Raw genomic sequence first — 19529 nt, 5'->3', positions numbered from 1 at the left:
CTTCTTAACCGCCGGCGGTTAAGAAGTACTCACGGCTTGCGGCAGCTGAAGATGGCGGTGCCGGGGAAGATCTGTCCCCGCAGCGGGCTCCACTGCCCCCATTCCCGGTCGAGCCACTCGGGCCACTCCGGCTCGATGATGTCGCGCACCTCCAGCCCGGCCGCGACGATCTCGCGGACCCGATCGCCGATGGTCCGGTGGTGCTCGACGTAGGTGGGGACACCGTCGCCGTCGACCTCCACGTAGGGCGTGCGGTCGAAGTAGGGCAGCGAGGCGGTGAGCCCGCGCGGACCCGGATCGTCCGGGAAGATCCAGCGGATCGGGTGGTTGACGGCGAACACCCACAGCCCGCCGGGGCGAAGGACCCTTGCGACCTCACTCATCACCTGCTGTGAGTCCGCCACGAACGGAACTGCACCAAAAGCCGAACACGCGATGTCGAAGCTCGCGTCGGCGAAGGGGWGGTGCTCGGCTCCGGCATGAACGAGCGGCACGGCCGGGCCGCCCGCCCGCATGGCCTCGACCCCGCGGGTCAGCATCGACATGGACAGATCGAGCCCGACGGCCCGGGCGCCCTGGCCGGCCAGCCACCGCGCACAGGGTGCGGAACCGCAGCCCACCTCGAGGACGTCCTTGCCCGCGACGTCACCGAGGAGGTGGTAATCGCCTTCGTGGAGCCCCTCCGGGCACCAGACGAACTCACCCTGGGACGAGTCCACGCCGAGGAACTCGCCGTGCGTGCGGTGGTAGTCGTCCGCGTCGGCGTCCCACCAGGCCCGGCTCGCGCGTTCGCTGGACTCGGAGTCGACGCGGACGCGGCTCACCCCCGACGTTCCGAGGACGCTGTTGGCGGTGCCGTGGCGGTCGTCTCCGGCGGAGAGGGGAGAATCGGACGGGCAAGGATCGGGCATGGGCAACAGAGTAGAGCGTGGGAACGTGCCCGGGTTTGCCCAGCTTGCCCACGGGCGCGTAGCCTATTCCACGCGAGTGTCTAAGTGTGCGGCATCGGATTCGGTTCAGTTCGAGTTTGTTCGGTTCCAGTCGGGTGTCGTTCCTTGCGCTTGCGGTGATCTGATTCGGCGGGAATGTTTTCGTCGGTTCAGGTTGCTTGTCCGACAGAACACCATCAACCGACCACAACCCGTCCGGAGCAACTCAACACATGCCCTCCACCACCGTGACCTCGCCGCAGGTAGCCGTAAACGACATCGGCTCCGCCGAGGACTTCCTCGCCGCCATCGACGCAACGATCAAGTACTTCAACGATGGCGACATCGTCGAAGGCACCATCGTCAAGGTCGATCGTGACGAGGTCCTGCTCGACATCGGTTACAAGACCGAAGGCGTCATCCCTTCCCGTGAGCTCTCCATCAAGCACGACGTCGACCCCAACGAGGTCGTCTCCGTGGGCGATGAGGTCGAAGCTCTCGTCCTCACCAAGGAGGACAAGGAAGGCCGACTGATCCTGTCGAAGAAGCGCGCTCAGTACGAGCGTGCCTGGGGCACCATCGAGGAGCTCAAGGAGAAGGACGAGGCCGTCAAGGGCACCGTCATCGAGGTCGTCAAGGGCGGCCTGATCCTCGACATCGGCCTGCGTGGCTTCCTTCCCGCTTCGCTCGTCGAGATGCGCCGTGTCCGCGATCTGCAGCCGTACGTCGGCAAGGAGATCGAGGCCAAGATCATCGAGCTCGACAAGAACCGCAACAACGTCGTCCTCTCGCGCCGCGCATGGCTCGAGCAGACGCAGTCCGAGGTTCGCAGCGAGTTCCTGCACCAGCTGCAGAAGGGCCAGGTCCGCAAGGGCGTCGTGTCCTCCATCGTCAACTTCGGTGCCTTCGTGGACCTGGGCGGCGTCGACGGCCTGGTGCACGTGTCCGAGCTGTCCTGGAAGCACATCGACCACCCGTCCGAGGTTGTCGAGGTCGGCACCGAGGTCACCGTCGAGGTTCTCGACGTCGACCTGGACCGCGAGCGTGTCTCCCTGTCGCTCAAGGCGACCCAGGAAGACCCGTGGCGTCAGTTCGCCCGCACGCACGCCATCGGCCAGATCGTGCCCGGCAAGGTCACGAAGCTGGTTCCGTTCGGTGCCTTCGTGCGCGTCGAAGAGGGAATCGAAGGCCTCGTCCACATCTCCGAGCTGGCCGAGCGCCACGTGGAGGTTCCGGACCAGGTTGTCGGCGTCAACGACGATGCACTCGTCAAGGTCATCGACATCGACCTCGAACGTCGTCGCATCTCGCTGTCGCTGAAGCAGGCCAACGAGGACTACAACGCCGAGTTCGATCCGTCCAAGTACGGCATGGCGGACAGCTACGACGAGCAGGGCAACTACATCTTCCCCGAGGGCTTCGATCCCGAGACCAACGAATGGCTCGAGGGCTTCGACAAGCAGCGTGAAGAGTGGGAGAACCGCTACGCCGAGGCTGAGCGTCGTCACAAGATGCACACCGCTCAGATGGAGAAGACCGCTGCAGACGAGGCCGCCGAGGCTGCCACCGCTGCTGCCGGCTACTCCTCCGAGTCGGGTGCCGGCGACGCCGACGCCGCTTCGTCCTCCAGCTCCTCGTCGTCCGAGTCTGCCGGTGGATCGCTGGCCAGCGACGCACAGCTCGCTGCTCTGCGCGAGAAGCTGTCGGGCAACGCCTAGCAAGTCCGCCTGACTCGTCAGGCACAGCCGAAGACCCCGCTCCTGCACTGCAGGGGCGGGGTTTCGCCGTTGCGGGACCCCTCACTGTGACTGCGCTGAATACGACTGTGGCCCAACCTCTTCGGAGGTCGGGCCACAGTGCGTGGGTGGTGCTCGGACGCTCAGTTCGCCGTTGCGGGAATCCAGTAACCGGACGAGGACTGCACCTCGGCGCGCTTGCGCATCGTCGCGAAGCTGTGCCTGCCTTGGCTGATGAGTGCCGTGAGCCAGGTCCGGCGATGCTCGGCGAGCGCGGAAGCCACCTCTGGGATCTCGATGCAATGCACCCCGCCTGCAGTGCCGAGGCGGTGCCGACCGAACTGGTTGCGGTGATCGCGCATGGCGTTCCTCTTCTTGGAGAAGGTGCAGGTCGGTGCGTTCGCTCGAACATAACCGAACGTGTCGGACTTCTGTGGTATTTGGGGCAGGTGAGTCTGCTGAGCGGGAAGTGGGTGGAGATCTGGGAGGGACGTGCGTCGTCGTTGCGGGCGGGTGCAACACTGGGGGCGTGTTGAGAATCGGCCTCACTGGAGGCATAGGAGCCGGTAAGTCCACCGTGTCGAAGGTCCTCGCCGAACTCGGGGCGGTGATCGTCGACGCCGATCTGATCGCGCGGGAGGTCGTCGAACCCGGAACGCCCGGCCTCGCTGCCCTCGTCGACCGGTTCGGCGCGGAGATCCTGACAGCGGACGGCGCGCTCGACCGGCCGGCCCTGGCGGCCCGCGCCTTCGCCGACGAAGAATCGCGGCTGGCGCTGAATTCCATCGTCCACCCGCTGGTCGGGGCGCGCACCACCGAGACGATCGAGTCGGCGCCGGAGGACGCCGTGCTCGTCCAGGACATTCCGCTGCTGGTCGAGGGCGGCATGGGTGCCGCGTTCCACCTGGTCGTCGTCGTGTTCGTCGACGCCGAGGACCGGGTGCAGCGACTCGTCGGATCGCGGGGGATGTCCGAGACCGACGCGCGGGCGCGGATCGCAGCCCAGGCGGACGACGATCAACGGCGGGCGGCGGCCGACGTCCGGCTCGACAACAGCGGCGCCCCGGGTGCGCTCGAGCCGGAGGTCCGGGCACTGTGGGCCGAGCGTCTCGTGCCCTTCGAGTCCAACATCCGCACGCGGACCGTCGTCCGTGTCCTGCCCGAACTCGCCTCGCCGAATCCGCAGTGGCCTGCCCAGGCCGACCGGTTGATCGCCCGGTTGCGGCTGGTGTGCGGCGACCGCGCCGTCCGGATCGACCACATCGGGTCGACGGCCGTGGCGGGGTTGCCTGCCAAGGACGTCCTCGATGTCCAGGTGACGGTCGCGAACCTCGAGGTCGCGGACGAACTCGCGGAATCACTCGCGGGCGCCGGGTTCCCCCGCATCGAGCACATCACCGCCGACGACCCGAAGCCCTCGTATCAGGGCGGCGAGACCGATCCGGCTCTGTGGGGCAAGCGAATCCACGGCGGCGCTGATCCGGGGCGGCCCGTGAACATCCACCTCCGGGTCGACGGGTGGCCCGGGCAGCAGTTCGCGCTCGTGTTCCGGGACTGGCTCGGCGCGGACATCGACGCCCGCGCCGAGTACCTCGCGGTCAAGGAGGCCGCGGCGGAGAAGGCGGCTGGTCACACCGACTATCAGGACGCGATCACCGCCTACGTCGACGCGAAGAGCCCGTGGTTCGACCGCGCGTATCACCGGGCGTGGGAGTGGGCCGAGCGAACCGGCTGGAGCGCGTAGGTCACCGCCAGTCGATCGGCATGCCGATCGAAGCCAGCCAGCCGCCGAGGTCGTGGCCGTGTGCGGCGATTCCGTCGATCGCCGTGGTGGCGGCGAGGATCGCCTGCTCGGCCGTCGCGGCGTCGAGTAGGCCGGCGCGGTGCGCCTCCATCAGTTCGTCGACGTCGAGGAGTTCGGTGTCGCGGCCGGTGCGGATGACCAGATCCAGGTAGTGGTCCTCCGACTTCCACACGTTCTCGCCGCGGGTGAACGTGCCGATGTCGACGTAGTGGTCCTGATCGCGCTGGTGATACGGGTGGTAATGGAAGATCGACGCGCGCAGCCCCAGGTCGGGGAGCAGCCACGACTCCAGGTAGTGGAACTGCCGGTGGTCGGAGGTGCGTGCCATGTACAGCCCCCACGGCTCGACGCGGTAGTGGTCGACGTGACGGACGAAACCCTTGGGGTCGGTGTTGGTGTGATCGCGGAGGTCGAAGTACTCGACCTTCGGTGGGTGGATGTCGTGAATCGCGCCTGCCATGGCAGGGAACCTACCGCGATTTTTCAGCCGACGGAGATCGCCCGGGAAGTTTGTCGGCCCCCCGGCCTACCCTGGGTGCATGGCGTTTGCATCCGAGCACCCCGTGGTGGCACATTCCGAGTTCCGTCCCATCGGGGAGATCGAGCGGTCGGAGGCGCGTTTCGAGGTCGTCAGCGACCACAAACCGGCCGGCGACCAGCCGACGGCGATCGCGGACCTGGAACGCCGGATCAACGCGGGTGAGAAGGACGTGGTCCTGCTCGGCGCCACCGGTACGGGTAAATCGGCCACCACGGCGTGGCTGATCGAGAAGGTGCAGCGACCCACGTTGGTGATGGCGCCCAACAAGACGCTCGCCGCGCAGTTGGCCAACGAGTTGCGCGACATGCTGCCCAACAACTCCGTCGAGTACTTCGTCTCGTACTACGACTACTACCAGCCCGAGGCGTACATCGCGCAGACCGACACCTACATCGAGAAGGACTCGTCGATCAACGACGACGTCGAGCGACTGCGGCACTCCGCGACGTCGAGCCTGCTGTCGCGGCGGGACGTGGTCGTGGTGGCGTCCGTGTCGTGCATCTACGGTCTCGGTACTCCGCAGTCGTACCTCGACCGCTCGGTGCAGCTCGAGGTCGGTGTGGAGGTGCCGCGCGACGCCCTCCTGAGGTTGCTGGTCGACGTGCAGTACACCCGCAACGACCTGGCGTTCACCCGCGGATCCTTCCGGGTGCGCGGTGACACGGTCGAGATCATTCCCTCGTACGAGGAACTGGCGGTGCGGATCGAGTTCTTCGGCGACGAGATCGAGGCGCTGTACTACCTGCATCCCCTCACCGGGAACGTCGTGCGGAAGGTCGACTCGGTGCGCATCTTCCCGGCGACGCACTACGTCGCCGGTCCCGAGCGGATGGAACGCGCCGTCAAGGACATCGAAGCCGAACTCGAGGAGCGGCTCGCCGACCTCGAGAACAAGGGCAAGCTGCTCGAGGCGCAGCGGCTCCGGATGCGAACCCAGTACGACCTCGAGATGATCAAGCAGGTCGGGTTCTGCTCCGGCATCGAGAACTATTCGCGGCACATCGACGGTCGTGGACCGGGCACGGCGCCCGCCACGCTGATCGACTACTTCCCGGAGGATTTCCTCCTCGTCATCGACGAGTCCCACGTGACGGTCCCGCAGATCGGCGCGATGTACGAGGGCGACATGTCGCGCAAGCGGAACCTAGTCGAATTCGGGTTCCGGTTGCCGTCGGCCACCGACAACCGCCCGCTGACGTGGGAGGAGTTCACCCAGCGCATCGGGCAGACGGTGTATCTGTCGGCCACTCCGGGCAAGTACGAGCTGGGGCAGGCCGGCGGCGAGTTCGTCGAGCAGGTCATCCGCCCGACCGGTCTCGTCGACCCCGAGGTGGTCGTCAAACCGACCAAGGGGCAGATCGACGACCTGGTGCACGAGATCCGCGAACGTGCGGACCGTGACGAGCGCGTCCTCGTCACCACGTTGACGAAGAAGATGGCGGAAGACCTCACCGATTACCTCCTCGAGCTCGGTATCCGGGTGCGGTATCTGCACTCGGACATCGACACGTTGCGGCGGGTGGAGCTGCTCCGGCAGCTGCGGCTGGGGGAGTACGACGTTCTGGTGGGTATCAACCTGCTGCGTGAGGGTCTCGACCTGCCCGAGGTCTCGTTGGTGGCCATCCTGGACGCCGACAAGGAGGGCTTCCTGCGGAGTTCGACCAGCCTCATCCAGACGATCGGCCGGGCGGCTCGTAACGTCTCCGGTCAGGTGCACATGTACGCCGACAAGATCACCGACTCGATGCAGCACGCCATCGAGGAGACCGAGCGGCGCCGGGAGAAGCAGGTCGCCTACAACGAGAAGATGGGTGTCGATCCGCAGCCGCTGCGGAAGAAGATCGCCGACATCCTCGACCAGGTCTACGAGGAAGCCGACGATACGGCCAGCGGCGTCGACGTCGGCGGTTCCGGACGCAACGCCACCCGCGGGCGTCGTGCGCAGGGCGAGGCCGGACGCTCGGTCAGCGCCGGCGTGTACGAGGGCCGCGACACGAAGTCGATGCCCAGGGCGGAGTTGGCCGACCTGGTCAAGGAATTGACCGATCAGATGATGAACGCCGCCCGTGATCTGCAGTTCGAACTCGCCGGGCGGCTGCGCGACGAGATCGCCGATCTGAAGAAGGAGTTGCGCGGCATGGATGCCGCGGGCCTGAAATAGCGAGGGCGCCGAGGCAGTACGGTCGCACAGCATTACGGTCGCACATATGGATGCACACAACGCAGGTCGCACCGCTCGGTCCCTGGAATTGCTTCATTCGCTCAGCTATTTCGTTCCCGAGGTCGAGGAACGGCTGGTCGAGGCGGGGTTGGAACCGGGTCGGATGAGCTACTTCGCCGGACGTTCCGCGCCGATGGGCGCGGTCGGTGCCGGTGTTGTCACGGCGACGTTCTTCAACTTCAGCCCCGCCGCGGTCGCGTCGATCATTCCGCGTGCCTGGGGTCTGGCCACGCCCGCGGCGATCGTCGAGGCCCGGTACCGGGCGGTCGGCGAGGCGTATGCGCGACTGCTCGGTGAATCGGTGACGACGTCGCCGGAGATGGCCGAGGCGGCCGAACTGGCGTCGATTGCGGCGCGGGGTATCCCGGGTGTCGAGGGCAGGCCGCTCTGCGCGGGCTACACGGAAGTGGAGTGGCCGGACTCACCGCACGTCGCGTTCTGGCATGCCCTCACCGTGCTGCGGGAGTACCGCGGCGACGGTCACATCGCTGCGCTGCAGACGGCGGGTCTGAGCGGACTCGAATCGTTGATCACCCACACCGCGACCGGGTACGGGTTCCAGAAGAAGTTCGCGATCACCCGCCGCGCCTGGACCCAGGAGCAGTGGGACTCCGCGTGCGACAGTCTGCGTGACCGGGAAATCCTGGACGCCCGGGGCGAACTCACCGCCGAAGGCACGGAACTGCGGGAACTGGTCGAGGATCTCACCGACGATCTCGCGCTGGCTCCGTGGGCGGCACTGGGGGAGGACGGGGCGGCCCGGCTCGTCGAACTCGCGACCCCGTGGCGTGACGCGATCGTCGCGGCGGGAGTGTTCCCGGCCGGCGTGTTCGGTCCCAAGGTCGCCGTGTCCCGCTGACACCGATCACAGCCCGGGCGCATGGAAAATGTGATCCGTCATGCACCGGGGATATCCCCTGTGGCATGTGTTGCAAATGCACCTATGAGGGCACCGGGACGGCTAGGGTCAGCGCAGTGGCTGCTGGGTCCCAGGCATGAGCTGTGTCCGGACCCCGGCCAATTGACCACCGCAGACATGGAGGAATGAATGAGCGCCTACCGGACCGTTGTCGTCGGAACCGATGGCTCCGAGTCGTCGTTTCTGGCCGTCGAGAAGGCTGCCGCCATCGCGGGGGACGCCGGTGCCAAGCTGATCATCGCCTGCGCGTACTACCCGGCCGATCCCAAGGACGTCGGGCAGGCCGCCGACGCGCTCGGTGACGAGGCCTACCAGATCACCGGTTCGGCCCCGACATACGAGATCCTGCGCACCGCGAAGGAGCGCGCCCATGCCGCCGGCGCCAAGGAGGTCGTCGAACGCGCCGTCGTCGGTGCCCCCGTCGAGTCGCTGCTGAACCTGGTCGACGAGGTCGAGGCCGGTCTCCTGGTGATCGGCAACCGTGGACTCAACACCCTCACCGGGCGGCTCCTCGGGTCGGTTCCGTCCGATGCCGCACGCAAGTCGACATCCGACGTCCTCATCGTCCACACGGTGCGCTGACACCGGACCGATCAGCAGTAATTCGCCTCGGCGGCATCGAGATACACCTGCGCCACCTGTTCGGTGGTGAGGCCGGAATCCGACGTCGCCGAGGCGAACTGCGCCATCGGCGCCAGATGCGCGAGGATCGTCGCCTCGTCGGTCCCCTCGGACAGCTGACCGCAGATCCCGTTGGCGAGCGCCAGGACCGTGTCGTCGGGCGGCGCCGGAATCCCGGCAGCGACCAGCGACTCCTTGTAGCGCAGGCCACGGGCATCCAGGTGTGATGCGGCGGTGGTGGATGCCGCCGAGGCGGTGGGCGGCGGGTCGGAGGCGGTGGCCTCCGAGCACGCGGTCAGCGCAAACGTGGTGAGGGCGAGACCACACCCGATCAGCCGACCGCGACCGCCCGCGGTCACGACAGGATCCCGACCTCTGCCGGGCCGAGTTCGGACAGCACCGCGGGCAACGTCTTCGTGTGCACCACACCGAGTCGTTGCGTCGCACGGGTCAGGGCGACGTAGAGGTCGTTCATTCCCCGTGGCGACTCGTCGAGAATGTCCTGAGGCTCGGCGATGAGCACCGAGTCGAATTCCAATCCCTTGACGTCACGCACCGTGAGGACGCTGACGGTGTCCGACCTCAGGTCGGCGAGCGCGGCGACCAGGTCGTGGCCGCCGATCACCACGGTGGTGCCCGGTCCGGTTTCCCGGGACACGCAGGTGCGCACGGTGTCTGCCAGTTCGGCCTCGGACACTTCCAGGGCCCACGGCGCGAAACCGGATTCGCGCACCGACCGCGGCACGGTCTGCTCGGCGTCGATCTCGGCGAGAACCCGCCGGGCCGACGTCATGATCTCCGCCGGTGTGCGGTAGTTGACGGTCAGTTCCGTCAGCTTCCACCGCTTCGCGACATACGGCTCGAGGATCCGCTGCCACGACGACGTTCCCGCCGGGTCGCCGGTCTGCGCGGTGTCTCCGACCAGCGTCATCCAGCGATTCGGTATGCGCCGCATCAGCATTCGCCAGGCCATCTCCGAGAGTTCCTGCGCCTCGTCGACGATCACGTGACCGTAGGTCCACGTTCGGTCGCCGGCGGCGCGCTCCGCGGTGGTCTGGTGCTGCCCGACGTCGTGGCGTTCGGCGAGCTGGCTGGCGTCGATCAGGTCGTACGCCATCAGGATTTCCGGGTCCAGTTCGTCCTCGAGATCCTGCGGCGCCGAACCGGTCAGGATGTCCAGGGCGCCCTGGGCGTCCGCGATCTGTGCCCGCCACTGGCGACGGGCGCGCTCCCGTTCGGCGGCGTCGTCGACGCCGAGGAGTTCCGCCAGTTCGTCGAGGAGCGGGGCGTCGGCGGCGCTGAAGCCGCGCATTCCGGGGCGGCGCAGCGAGTCACGTTGCGCCTCCGTCAGATTCGGGGCGGCATCGGCCAGCCGCTTCGGTGAGGCGTACAGCTCGGCGAGGACCTGCTGCGGCGACAATTCCGGCCACAGCGCGCTGATCGCCGTCATGATGTCGGGGTCCTCACGCATCTCGTCGCGCATGTCGGCGATGTCGTCCCGGCTCAGCAGGTTCCCGCCGTCGACGACGTTGGCGCCGAGGGTGTCCGCGAGTTGCTGCGCGAGCGCCTCGATGACCGAGGAGACGAAGACGGGACGGGCCAGGTTGTGCGGGCGTCTGGACGACCGCGCCCGGCCACGAGCGCGGGTGACGACCTTGCGGTCGAGAGTGATCCGATAGGTGTCGAACGTCAGTTCCACGGGCCGCGACGGCACTTCCTGTCGATCCCGGACCGCCTTCTTGAGAACGTCCAGCATGTCGAGCGAGCCCTTGATCTCGCCGGCGTCGAGGCTGTCCTCGACGGTGGCGCGGACACCGGGGTAGAGGTCGCCGATGGTGGAGAGCAGCACACCGGTCTCGCCGAGCGACGGCAGCACCTGGCCGATGTAGTCGAGGAACGTGGCGTTGGGGCCGATGATGAGGACGCCGGCCTTCGCGAGCTGCTGGCGATACGTGTAGAGCAGGTAGGCGGCGCGGTGCAGAGCGACCGCGGTCTTGCCGGTTCCGGGACCGCCCTGGACCACGAGCACGCTCTTGTGCTCCGACCGGATGATGGCGTCCTGCTCGCCCTGGATCGTCTCGACGATGTCGTTCATCTGGCCCGTGCGGGCAGCGTTCAACGCCGAGAGCAGCGCGCTCTCACCCGCGACGCCGTCCGAACCGGTCACCGTGCCCGCGGCCTCCGCGGCCGCCAGGTCCAGGTATTCGTCGTTGACGGCGGTCACTCGGCGGCTCCGCGTGCGGATGTGCCGTCGGCGGGTGACGCCGTCCGGGGCGGCCGGGGTCGCGAGATAGAACGGGCGGGCAAGGGGCGCACGCCAATCGAGGAGCATCGTCTCGTAGTCGTTCTCCTCGTCGAGGATGCCGAGGCGGCCGACGTAGCGGTGCTCGCCGTCGAGGTCGATCCGGCCGAAGCACAGTCCGTTCTCGGCGGCGTCGTACTTGGCGAGGTCTTCGGTGTAGAGCTGATTGAAGGACTCGCGCTCGCTCCGCGCCTGCGGGGTGCCGCCGGTTTCGAGCAGTACACGGCTCAGCCGGTTCGCCGCGTACTGGCGAAGGCCGTCCAGTCGGGTGTAGAGCATCGTCACGTACTGCTGCTCGAGCTCGCGCTCGTCGCGTGACGTGTCCTCGTCGGGCAAGAGGTCTCCTTGACTGGTTCGGYTGCAACCGGATCGGCTGCAAAAGTGCCTGGACAGTCTAGTCGGCCCCGGAGGTGTGTCGCTGACTTCGCAGGTCAGCGGCGATCTCCGGGGCCGATCAGATCGAATATCCGGCGCGGGCCGGGTCAGTGGGACAGTTCGTCCCGCTTCGCCCTGGCCTTCTCGAGCGCGGTTTCCGCTTGCTTGCGGGCCCGCTTGCTCAGCACCTCACCGCGTTCTGCGGCGGTGCCTGCCCATTCGCCGCCCTTCTCGCGGGCGACCTCGGCCAGTTCCGGGCCGTGCTCCTTCGCCGCCTCGACGAGTTCCGCGCCGCGTTCGCGGGCGACGTCCGCCCACTCGGCGCCGTGTTCTTTCGCGACCTCTGCCCATTCTGCGCCGTGTTCTTTCGCGACCTCCGCCCATTCGGCGCCGCGATCCGCCGCGACCTTCGCGAGTTCGGTGCCACGGTCTTTCGCGACCTCGAGGAGGCCGGACCCACGCTCGGCGGCCTCACCGGACAGGATGCGGGCGCGCTCCGACGCCGCGGCCAGGGCCTCTCCGATCTCGGGACCGTGATGGTCGTGACCGGAGCCGAGGGGCAGGGCCGCGGCCACGGTCTCCTGTGCGTGCCGGGCGGCGCGGCGTCCACGCCAGCCCAGTGAGGGCTTACCCTCGGTGTCGACGGCGGCGATGAGCAGTCCGCCGAGCAGGCTCACGTTCTTGAGGAACTGAGTGCGCTGAGCCGCCTTCTTCGCGGGGTCGGTCTCGTTCCAGAAGTCGTGCCCCACAACGGTAGTGGGCACGAGGCTGCCTGCGAGCGCGAGTGACGCGAGGCGCGGTGCCTTCCCGGTGGCGAGTAGCACTCCGCCGCCGATCTGCACGGCGGCGTTGATCTTGACCAACGTCTCCGGGTCGGACGGGATCTTCTGCGTGACGGACCCGGGAAGCGCCTCGGTGGACTTGTCGATCAGTGGTGCGGCGGCCTGTGCTTTCTGCGCCGGATTTCGAAGTGCATCGATCCCTCCGCTGATGAAGATCGCGGACAGCAGTGGGCGAGCGATACGACGGACGAGCATTCCTGGCCTCCCAATCTCGAGTTCTCCCGTCTCACACTAACGAGAGTTCTGGGCAGTCGTCGGCGTACGACTGTGTTGCCGAACCGACGGTCCGCCCATTCACCAGTACCCAGGGAGGCCGATCGCCAATCGCGGACCGTGCGGTGCGTGATCGGCGATCGGATGCGGTCACCAGCCGCGCTCGCGCCACTCCCCGAGGTGGGGGCGCTCGGCGCCGAGGGTGGTGTCGTCACCGTGGCCGGGGTAGACGACGGTGTCGTCGCCGTAGCGGCCGAAGAGCTTGGTTTCGACGTCGGTGAGCAGTGATGCGAACTTGCCCGCGTCGGCGGTCTTGCCGACGCCGCCGGGGAAGAGGGAGTCGCCGGTGAACAGGTGGGTGCGTCCGCCGCCTGCTTCGGTGAGTGCGAGCGCGACGGAGCCGGGGGTGTGGCCGGCGAGGTGAATCACGTCGAGGGTGACCTCGCCGACGGTGACTGTGTCGCCGTCCTCGAGGAGGCGGTCGGGCCGGACGGGCAGTGCGTCGGCGTCGAGTGGATGGGCGGCGGTGTCCACGCGGGTGGCCGCCGCGACGTCCTCGAGCGCCAGCCAGTGGTCGCCGTGCTGGTGCGTGGTGACGATCAGGTCGAGCGACGGCGCGTGTTCGCCGATAAGTTGGTTGACGCGGTCCGCCTCGTTGGCGGCGTCGATGAGGACGGATTTTCCGGTTGCGGAACAGACGACCAGGTACACGTTGTTGTCCATGGGGCCGACGGACATCTTCGTGATCGTGGCTCCCGGAACCGTGCGGCGCTGCGGCGCCGAACCGGGGGAGACGTGGCCGGTGTACGAGTCTTCTATCACCATGGGCTGCTCGGTCATGATGGGGAGGCTACCGTCGAATACAGGCAGGTGAGTGGCAGGGCGGCCATCCGTCCCCCAGAACGTGTCGGTGCCCCGGCTTACCATGGCACGGCCAGAGGGCTGAGCGTCCACGTGCGTCCTCGGCTGTCGAACAATGAAGGGACTTGGAGTGGCGGATCGCCTTATCGTGCGGGGTGCCCGTGAGCACAATCTGCGAGGGGTCGATCTCGATCTGCCCYGCGACAGCCTGATCGTGTTCACCGGGTTGTCGGGCTCGGGCAAGTCGAGTCTGGCGTTCGACACGATCTTCGCCGAGGGCCAGCGACGCTACGTCGAGTCGCTGTCGGCGTACGCGCGCCAGTTCCTCGGTCAGATGGACAAGCCCGACGTCGACTTCATCGAAGGTCTGTCGCCCGCGGTGTCCATCGACCAGAAGTCGACCAACCGGAACCCACGGTCGACGGTCGGCACCATCACCGAGGTCTACGACTACCTCCGTCTGCTCTATGCCCGGGCCGGCACCGCACACTGCCCGGTCTGTGGGGAGCAGATCGCGCGGCAGACGCCGCAGCAGATCGTCGACCAGGTTCTGGAGATGGAGGAAGGCACCCGCTTCCAGGTGCTCGCCCCCGTCGTGCGTACCCGCAAGGGTGAATTCGTCGATCTGTTCGACCAGCTCAACATGCAGGGCTACTCACGTGTGCGGGTCGACGGCGTGGTGTATCCGCTGTCCGAACCGCCCAAGCTCAAGAAGCAGGAGAAGCACGACATCGAGGTGGTCGTCGACCGCCTCACCGTCAAGGCCGGTTCCAAGCAGCGGCTCACCGATTCCGTCGAGACCGCGCTGCGGCTGGCGGAGGGCATCGTCGTCCTCGACTTCGTCGACCGCGAGGAGAATGCCGCAGACCGGGAGCGACGGTTCTCGGAGAAGCTGGCGTGCCCCAACGGCCACGCGCTGTCCATCGACGACCTCGAGCCCCGGTCGTTCTCCTTCAACTCCCCGTACGGTGCCTGCCCCGAGTGCACCGGCCTCGGAATCCGCAAGGAGGTCGACCCGGACCTCGTCGTTCCCGACCCCGAGTTGTCGCTCGAGGACGGGGCCATCGCGCCGTGGTCGATGGGGCAGAGTTCCGAATACTTCGGTCGGCTGCTGTCCGGCCTCGGCGACATTCTCGGCTTCGACATGAAGACGCCGTGGAACAAGCTCCCGGCGAAGGCGCGTCGGGCGATCCTCGAGGGCAGTGAGGAGCAGGTCCACGTCCGCTACAAGAACCGGTACGGGCGTACCCGTTCCTACTACGCCGAGTTCGAGGGCGTCATGCCGTTCCTGCACCGCAGGCTCGAGCAGACCGAGTCCGACCAGATGAAGGAACGCTACGACGGCTACATGCGGGACACCCCCTGTCCCGCGTGCGGGGGTGCGCRCCTGCGTCCCGAGATCCTGTCGGTCACGATCGCGAACGAGAAGTTCGGGATGAAGTCGATCGCCGAGGTCTGTGAACTGTCGATCTCCGATTGCGCCGACTTCCTGAACAGCCTCACGCTGGGCAGCCGCGAGGAGGCCATCGCCGGTCAGGTGCTCAAGGAGGTCCAGGCCCGACTCGGCTTCCTCCTCGACGTCGGCCTCGAGTACCTCTCCCTCGCCCGCGCCGCCGGCACCCTGTCCGGTGGCGAGGCGCAGCGCATCCGTCTCGCCACCCAGATCGGCTCGGGTCTGGTCGGCGTGCTGTACGTGCTCGACGAGCCGTCGATCGGTCTGCACCAGCGCGACAACCGGCGTCTCATCGAGACCCTGACGCGCCTGCGCGACCTCGGGAACACGCTGATCGTGGTCGAACACGACGAAGACACCATCCGCACGTCCGACTGGGTGGTCGACATCGGACCGCTCGCCGGCGAGCACGGCGGCAAGGTCGTCCACAGCGGGCCGTACCAGGAACTGCTCGACTGCGAGGAATCCCTCACCGGCGCCTACCTGTCGGGCCGCAGTCACATCGAGATTCCCGCGATCCGCCGTCCGGTCGATCGCAAGCGGCAGGTCACGGTCGTCGGCGCGCGCGAACACAACCTGGGCGGCATCGACGTCAGCTTCCCTCTGGGCGTGCTCACGTCGGTCACCGGCGTGTCCGGGTCCGGTAAGTCGACGCTCGTCAACGACATCCTCGCGACGGTCATGGCGAATAAGCTCAACGGCGCGCGGCAGGTGCCCGGCAGGCACACCCGCATCAACGGGCTCGACCAGCTGGACAAGCTCGTGCAGGTCGACCAGTCGCCGATCGGCCGCACCCCGCGGTCCAACGCGGCCACCTACACCGGGGTGTTCGACAAGATCCGCACCCTGTTCGCCGCCACCACCGAGTCGAAGGTGCGCGGCTACCAGCCCGGCCGGTTCTCGTTCAACGTCAAGGGCGGCCGGTGCGAGGCCTGCTCCGGCGACGGCACGCTGAAGATCGAGATGAACTTCCTGCCCGATGTGTACGTGCCGTGCGAGGTCTGCCACGGTGCCCGGTACAACCGCGAGACGCTCGAGGTCCATTACAAGGGCAAGACCATCGCCGAGGTCCTGGACATGCCGATCGAGGAAGCCGCGGAATTCTTCGAGCCCATCACGTCGATCCACCGCTACCTCAAGACCCTCGTCGAGGTCGGTCTCGGGTACGTGCGGCTCGGTCAGCCCGCGCCCACGCTGTCCGGTGGTGAGGCGCAGCGCGTGAAGCTCGCCGCCGAACTGCAGAAACGTTCGACGGGCCGCACGGTGTACATCCTCGACGAGCCCACGACGGGTCTGCACTTCGAGGACATCCGGAAGCTGCTCGGGGTCGTCAACGGGTTGGTCGACAAGGGCAACACGGTGATCGTGATCGAGCACAACCTCGATGTGATCAAGACGTCCGACTGGGTGGTCGACATGGGGCCGGAGGGTGGGTCCGGTGGCGGAACCGTCGTCGCGCAAGGCACCCCGGAGGACGTGGCGCAGGTTCCGGAGAGTTACACGGGACGGTTCCTCGAGAATGTCCTCGCGGTGCCGGCACCCGTTCCGGCGAAGTCGAAGGCAGTCAAGTCTTCGCCGACGCGGAAGTCCGCGTCGGCGAAGAAGACTGCCGCGGCCGCCACGGCGACACCGCGTAAGCGGGCGCCGAAGAAGGCCGCAGCAGTCAGCTGAATCCGGTCAGACTCTCGCGGCCGCGTCGATCGCGGTCGCGAGGTCTGCGGGCCGCGACCACATCGGCCAGTGTCCCGTCGGCAGATCGACGTAGTCGACCTTCGCGATCTGCGCGAGTTCGGCCGCCATCGGATGACCCGCTACGGCCATCTGCTGGATGACCTCCGACGGGAAACTGGTGCAGATCACCGTGGTCGGCACGTCCAGCCGCCTGCTGTCGGTGAGTTCGACCGTGTCCCTCGCAGGTCCGGCGGGCATGGGCACCGCCCGGTTGCGGAACGTGTCGAGCGTGTCGTCGTCGAGTCCGTCGAGACTGCTGCCTTCGGCCTCGAGTTCGGACCACGACGGCAACGGAATCTCGGCGACCGCCGGGTCGAGATCGTCGCGCAGCGCGGTGCCGCTCTGCACTGGTCCCGAGTCGACGTAGACGATGCGGGCGAGTCGGTCGGGCACCCGATCGCTCACCGCGTACGCAACCGGCCCCGCGCCGCTGTGCGCCACGAGCACCACCCGCTCCGACGACGGTGTGTTCGTGATGGCCTCCGTGATCGCGGCGACGTGGTCGTTCAGCCGGACGCCGGTGCGGTCGCTGCCGGTGGAGTCGAGTCCCGGCAACGTCACCGCGGTGACGTGATGTCCCTGCCGGGTCAGGTCGGATTCCACTGCCTCCCAGGCCCAAGCGCCGAGCCAGAATCCGGGGACCAGAATGATGTGAGTGCCTGTGCTGCCGTGTACTTCGCTTGTCCGAGTCATGAGACAAGAGTGAACCCGCAACGGTGACATCAGCGTGTCACCGTATTCGTCACAGTCGCATAACGGAATCGGTCCGACGAGAATCGGGACATTGTCGTGGACGTTCGGCAGACTGCCCTCATGGACCGCCCCGCACGCCTCCACGCCCTGACGGAAGAATTGCGCCGCGCGGGTGACCGGGGCCGGACGGCAGAGCAGTTGGCGGCGCAATTCGAGGTGACGCCCCGCACGATCAAGCGGGACATCGTCGTACTGCAGTCCTCGGGCGCCCCGATCCGGGCCACTGCCGGACCGGGTGGGGGATACGGGATCATTGGGAACGGCACGTTGCCGCCGGTGAATTTCACTCCCGCTCAGGCGGTCTCGGTGGCTCTCGCCCTCACGGCCTTCCGTGATGCGCCGTTCGCGACCGACGGGCGGGCCGCGCTCGCCAAGCTGCTCGACGTGATGGACGCGGAGTCGAGGGAGCGGGTGGAGCAACTCGGCGGGAAGGTGTGGATCCGGCGAGAGACCACCGGAGGAAGTGCGGAACCCCGCATCCGACGCGTCGTCGAAGACGGTGTGCAGCGCGAACTGATGGTGTCCCTGCGGTACGTCGACCGGGACGGCGGCCGCACCGAGCGGGTCGTCGAACCGCACCTTCTCGCGCACACGCGGGGGTCGTGGTTCCTCGTCGCGTGGTGCCTGAGCCGGGCGGGTGTGCGCTGGTTCCGGTTGGACCGGGTCTCCGACGCCACCCTCACCGGCCGGTCGTTCGTCCCGCGCGATCCGGACCTCTTCGGCGAACCGCCTGCCGACGCGCGCACCGTGTTCGACCGGTGAGGGGCGATCAGAGCGCGCGGGCGGCCGCCACGGATCGGTTCACCAGCGAGACGAGAACCGACTCGTCGACGTCGGCGAGTTTCTTGACGTAGAGGCAGCCCTTGCCGACCTTGTGCTTGCCGAGCGCGGCGAGTTCGGCCTCGTGCTCGGTGAAGTCGAGGGAGAGATACAGGGTGAGTGCCGCCGCCCGCGGCGAGAATCCGATCAGGGCGGTGTCGCCCTCGTGGCCGCTGGCGTACCGGTAGTGGCGGGAGCCGAATCCGACGATGCTGGTTCCCCACATCGCGGCGGGCTCTCCCGTCGCGGCGGTGAGCAGTTCCACCAGTCGTGCGCTGTCGGCGCGCTTCACCGGGTCGACGACCGTGGCGAGAAACTCGTCGACGCCGGCCGAAGTCTGCTCGGTCTTGTTGCGGCCCGCCATCTCAGTACCCCGCCATCTCGGTGCCTGCCGTCTCTCAGTACACCGGTCCGGTGTACTTCTCACCCGGACCCTTGCCGGGCTCGTCCGGGTGCGAAGACGCTTCGCGGAACGCGCGCTGCAGTGCCTGCAGGCCTTCGCGGATCGGCCCCGCGTGCGGTCCGAGGTACTCGATGGACGCGGTCACCAGGCCTGCGAGGGCCGTGATGACTCGTCGGGCCTCGTCGAGGTCGCGGTGGGGGCTGGAGTCGGGGTCGGCGTCGGACAGGCCGAGTTTCTCGGCTGCCGAACTCATGAGCATGACCGCGGCCCGGCTGATGACCTCGACCGAGGGAACGTCGGCCAGTTCCCGGACGTCGGTATTCTGGTCACCGCCGCTCACGGTGCCGTCGTTCGGGGTGTCATCGATGTTGTCCGTCATGCCCTAGAGGATTCCACCAGCGGCCGATGACATGGCGGCCAGGTGGCCGTGGGACGCAACGTCCCGGCATCGATTAGCTCGCGACGTGCGCAAATGTTACCCTTGGTGCAACGACCGCCTTCGGATTTGTCGGGGGCAGCAAGTGGAGTCCGACTCCCACCTCTGCGCGGCAGGTAAAACTGCAGCTCAGTGGTCCGGTCGCTCGGTCCGAGGTTACTCGGCTCGAGTTCCTCGAGTGTGAGGAGATGAGGGATCGGCGTGAGCCGTGAGTTCGTCTGATCGGTCGACATCGGGCCCCGCATGGTGAGAGTCATTCACCGCAGCGGGGCTTTTTTGTTGGGAATCCGGGCGTACGGGCTGCTGGCGGTCTCGAGACAAGACCGTTCAACCTAGGAGGCCCCATCAGCACTGAGACCCGCATCAACGATCGCATCCGAGTTCCCGAGGTCCGCCTCGTCGGACCCGGAGGTGAACAGGTTGGCATCGTGCGTGTTGAAGATGCACTCCGCTTGGCCCTCGAGGCCGATCTCGACCTGGTCGAGGTGGCCCCCGACGCTCGCCCGCCGGTCTGCAAGATCATGGACTACGGCAAGTTCAAGTACGAGGCCGCGCAGAAGGCTCGTGAGT

At 67.4% G+C, this 19529-nt stretch carries 18 protein-coding genes; 8 read left to right on the top strand and 10 right to left on the bottom strand.

Annotated features, from left to right (window positions below; translation table 11 throughout):
- Nucleotides 1–29: 29 nt before the first annotated feature.
- Entirely contained in the window at nucleotides 30–911 is an 882-nt protein-coding gene (locus AC1DWT_RS41185; protein ID WP_477925063.1) for a class I SAM-dependent methyltransferase, read from the bottom strand.
- A 251-nt stretch (nucleotides 912–1162) separates the two neighbouring features.
- On the opposite strand from AC1DWT_RS41185, the gene rpsA reads away from it, so the two are divergent.
- On the top strand, nucleotides 1163–2647 hold the full coding sequence (rpsA, locus tag AC1DWT_RS41180; protein ID WP_012687956.1) for a 30S ribosomal protein S1: 1485 nt from the start codon (nucleotides 1163–1165) through the stop codon (nucleotides 2645–2647).
- A gap of 161 nt (nucleotides 2648–2808) precedes the next feature.
- Here rpsA and AC1DWT_RS41175 read toward each other — a convergent pair whose 3' ends face one another.
- Entirely contained in the window at nucleotides 2809–3027 is a 219-nt protein-coding gene (locus AC1DWT_RS41175; protein ID WP_072949307.1) for a hypothetical protein, read from the bottom strand.
- A gap of 167 nt (nucleotides 3028–3194) precedes the next feature.
- On the opposite strand from AC1DWT_RS41175, the gene coaE reads away from it, so the two are divergent.
- Complete coding sequence (gene coaE / locus AC1DWT_RS41170) at nucleotides 3195–4409, top strand: dephospho-CoA kinase (protein ID WP_072949305.1); 1215 nt, start codon at nucleotides 3195–3197, stop codon at nucleotides 4407–4409.
- Nucleotide 4410: 1 nt separating this feature from the next.
- On the opposite strand, the gene AC1DWT_RS41165 is transcribed toward coaE, so the two are convergent.
- Nucleotides 4411–4929, bottom strand: coding sequence for a ribonuclease FAU-1 family protein (locus tag AC1DWT_RS41165; RefSeq protein ID WP_072949303.1), 519 nt, complete (start codon nucleotides 4927–4929; stop codon nucleotides 4411–4413).
- A 79-nt stretch (nucleotides 4930–5008) separates the two neighbouring features.
- Between AC1DWT_RS41165 and uvrB the strand changes: the two genes are divergently transcribed.
- The 3 genes from uvrB to AC1DWT_RS41150 all read left to right on the top strand — a co-directional run bounded on the left by uvrB (nucleotide 5009) and on the right by AC1DWT_RS41150 (nucleotide 8732).
- Entirely contained in the window at nucleotides 5009–7171 is a 2163-nt protein-coding gene (gene uvrB / locus AC1DWT_RS41160) for an excinuclease ABC subunit UvrB (RefSeq protein ID WP_072949301.1), read from the top strand.
- A 46-nt stretch (nucleotides 7172–7217) separates the two neighbouring features.
- The gene (locus AC1DWT_RS41155) at nucleotides 7218–8090 is read left to right on the top strand and encodes an SCO6745 family protein (RefSeq protein ID WP_072949299.1); all 873 of its coding nucleotides are present in this window, start codon (nucleotides 7218–7220) and stop codon (nucleotides 8088–8090) included.
- Nucleotides 8091–8279: 189 nt separating this feature from the next.
- Nucleotides 8280–8732 (top strand): universal stress protein, encoded by a 453-nt coding sequence (locus tag AC1DWT_RS41150; protein WP_005247414.1) that lies wholly within the window; start codon nucleotides 8280–8282, stop codon nucleotides 8730–8732.
- 11 nt (nucleotides 8733–8743) lie between these two features.
- Here AC1DWT_RS41150 and AC1DWT_RS41145 read toward each other — a convergent pair whose 3' ends face one another.
- The 4 genes from AC1DWT_RS41145 to AC1DWT_RS41130 form a co-directional block, all read right to left on the bottom strand.
- Nucleotides 8744–9130: a DUF732 domain-containing protein gene (locus AC1DWT_RS41145; RefSeq protein ID WP_206012635.1), complete on the bottom strand. Its 387-nt coding sequence runs from the start codon at nucleotides 9128–9130 to the stop codon at nucleotides 8744–8746.
- On the bottom strand, nucleotides 9127–11409 hold the full coding sequence (locus AC1DWT_RS41140) for a HelD family protein (RefSeq protein ID WP_072949295.1): 2283 nt from the start codon (nucleotides 11407–11409) through the stop codon (nucleotides 9127–9129). The genes AC1DWT_RS41145 and AC1DWT_RS41140 overlap by 4 nt, the downstream gene beginning before the upstream one ends.
- 146 nt (nucleotides 11410–11555) lie before the next feature.
- Nucleotides 11556–12485, bottom strand: a complete 930-nt coding sequence (locus AC1DWT_RS41135; protein WP_072949293.1) for a DoxX family protein — start codon at nucleotides 12483–12485, stop codon at nucleotides 11556–11558.
- Between the two features lie 168 nt (nucleotides 12486–12653).
- Nucleotides 12654–13343, bottom strand: a complete 690-nt coding sequence (locus AC1DWT_RS41130) for an MBL fold metallo-hydrolase (RefSeq protein WP_072949291.1) — start codon at nucleotides 13341–13343, stop codon at nucleotides 12654–12656.
- Nucleotides 13344–13494: 151 nt separating this feature from the next.
- Here AC1DWT_RS41130 and uvrA point away from each other — a divergent pair, with 151 nt between their 5' ends.
- Entirely contained in the window at nucleotides 13495–16488 is a 2994-nt protein-coding gene (gene uvrA / locus AC1DWT_RS41125; protein WP_477925059.1) for an excinuclease ABC subunit UvrA, read from the top strand.
- Nucleotides 16489–16494: 6 nt separating this feature from the next.
- Here uvrA and AC1DWT_RS41120 read toward each other — a convergent pair whose 3' ends face one another.
- Nucleotides 16495–17241, bottom strand: a complete 747-nt coding sequence (locus tag AC1DWT_RS41120; RefSeq protein WP_072949336.1) for an alpha/beta fold hydrolase — start codon at nucleotides 17239–17241, stop codon at nucleotides 16495–16497.
- 120 nt (nucleotides 17242–17361) lie between these two features.
- Between AC1DWT_RS41120 and AC1DWT_RS41115 the strand changes: the two genes are divergently transcribed.
- Entirely contained in the window at nucleotides 17362–18063 is a 702-nt protein-coding gene (locus AC1DWT_RS41115; RefSeq protein WP_072949287.1) for a helix-turn-helix transcriptional regulator, read from the top strand.
- Between the two features lie 7 nt (nucleotides 18064–18070).
- Here AC1DWT_RS41115 and AC1DWT_RS41110 read toward each other — a convergent pair whose 3' ends face one another.
- Together AC1DWT_RS41110 and AC1DWT_RS41105 are read right to left on the bottom strand one after the other, a co-directional pair.
- Nucleotides 18071–18484, bottom strand: a complete 414-nt coding sequence (locus AC1DWT_RS41110) for a DUF1801 domain-containing protein (RefSeq protein ID WP_072949285.1) — start codon at nucleotides 18482–18484, stop codon at nucleotides 18071–18073.
- A 34-nt stretch (nucleotides 18485–18518) separates the two neighbouring features.
- Nucleotides 18519–18902 carry a DUF1844 domain-containing protein gene (locus AC1DWT_RS41105; protein WP_072949283.1) on the bottom strand — a complete coding sequence of 128 codons (384 nt, stop codon included), beginning with the start codon at nucleotides 18900–18902 and terminating at the stop codon, nucleotides 18519–18521.
- 401 nt (nucleotides 18903–19303) lie between these two features.
- On the opposite strand from AC1DWT_RS41105, the gene infC reads away from it, so the two are divergent.
- On the top strand, nucleotides 19304–19529 hold a 226-nt coding region (infC, locus tag AC1DWT_RS41100), incomplete at its 3' end, for a translation initiation factor IF-3 (protein ID WP_477925064.1).

This window comes from Rhodococcus sp. P4_B6 (genome assembly GCF_056402215.1).
Note: the sequence above shows the minus strand (reverse complement) of the source record. Positions and strands in the feature narration are given on the sequence as shown.

Coding starts and splice junctions, on each gene's coding strand:
- AC1DWT_RS41115 (WP_072949287.1), top strand. CDS start 17,362: ATGGACCGCCCCGCACGCCTCCACGCCCTGACGGAAGAATTGCGCCGC.
- AC1DWT_RS41110 (WP_072949285.1), bottom strand. CDS start 18,484: ATGGCGGGCCGCAACAAGACCGAGCAGACTTCGGCCGGCGTCGACGAG.
- AC1DWT_RS41130 (WP_072949291.1), bottom strand. CDS start 13,343: ATGACCGAGCAGCCCATGGTGATAGAAGACTCGTACACCGGCCACGTC.
- AC1DWT_RS41135 (WP_072949293.1), bottom strand. CDS start 12,485: ATGCTCGTCCGTCGTATCGCTCGCCCACTGCTGTCCGCGATCTTCATC.
- AC1DWT_RS41150 (WP_005247414.1), top strand. CDS start 8,280: ATGAGCGCCTACCGGACCGTTGTCGTCGGAACCGATGGCTCCGAGTCG.
- AC1DWT_RS41175 (WP_072949307.1), bottom strand. CDS start 3,027: ATGCGCGATCACCGCAACCAGTTCGGTCGGCACCGCCTCGGCACTGCA.
- rpsA (WP_012687956.1), top strand. CDS start 1,163: ATGCCCTCCACCACCGTGACCTCGCCGCAGGTAGCCGTAAACGACATC.
- AC1DWT_RS41120 (WP_072949336.1), bottom strand. CDS start 17,241: ATGACTCGGACAAGCGAAGTACACGGCAGCACAGGCACTCACATCATT.
- uvrB (WP_072949301.1), top strand. CDS start 5,009: ATGGCGTTTGCATCCGAGCACCCCGTGGTGGCACATTCCGAGTTCCGT.
- AC1DWT_RS41165 (WP_072949303.1), bottom strand. CDS start 4,929: ATGGCAGGCGCGATTCACGACATCCACCCACCGAAGGTCGAGTACTTC.
- AC1DWT_RS41155 (WP_072949299.1), top strand. CDS start 7,218: ATGGATGCACACAACGCAGGTCGCACCGCTCGGTCCCTGGAATTGCTT.
- AC1DWT_RS41105 (WP_072949283.1), bottom strand. CDS start 18,902: ATGACGGACAACATCGATGACACCCCGAACGACGGCACCGTGAGCGGC.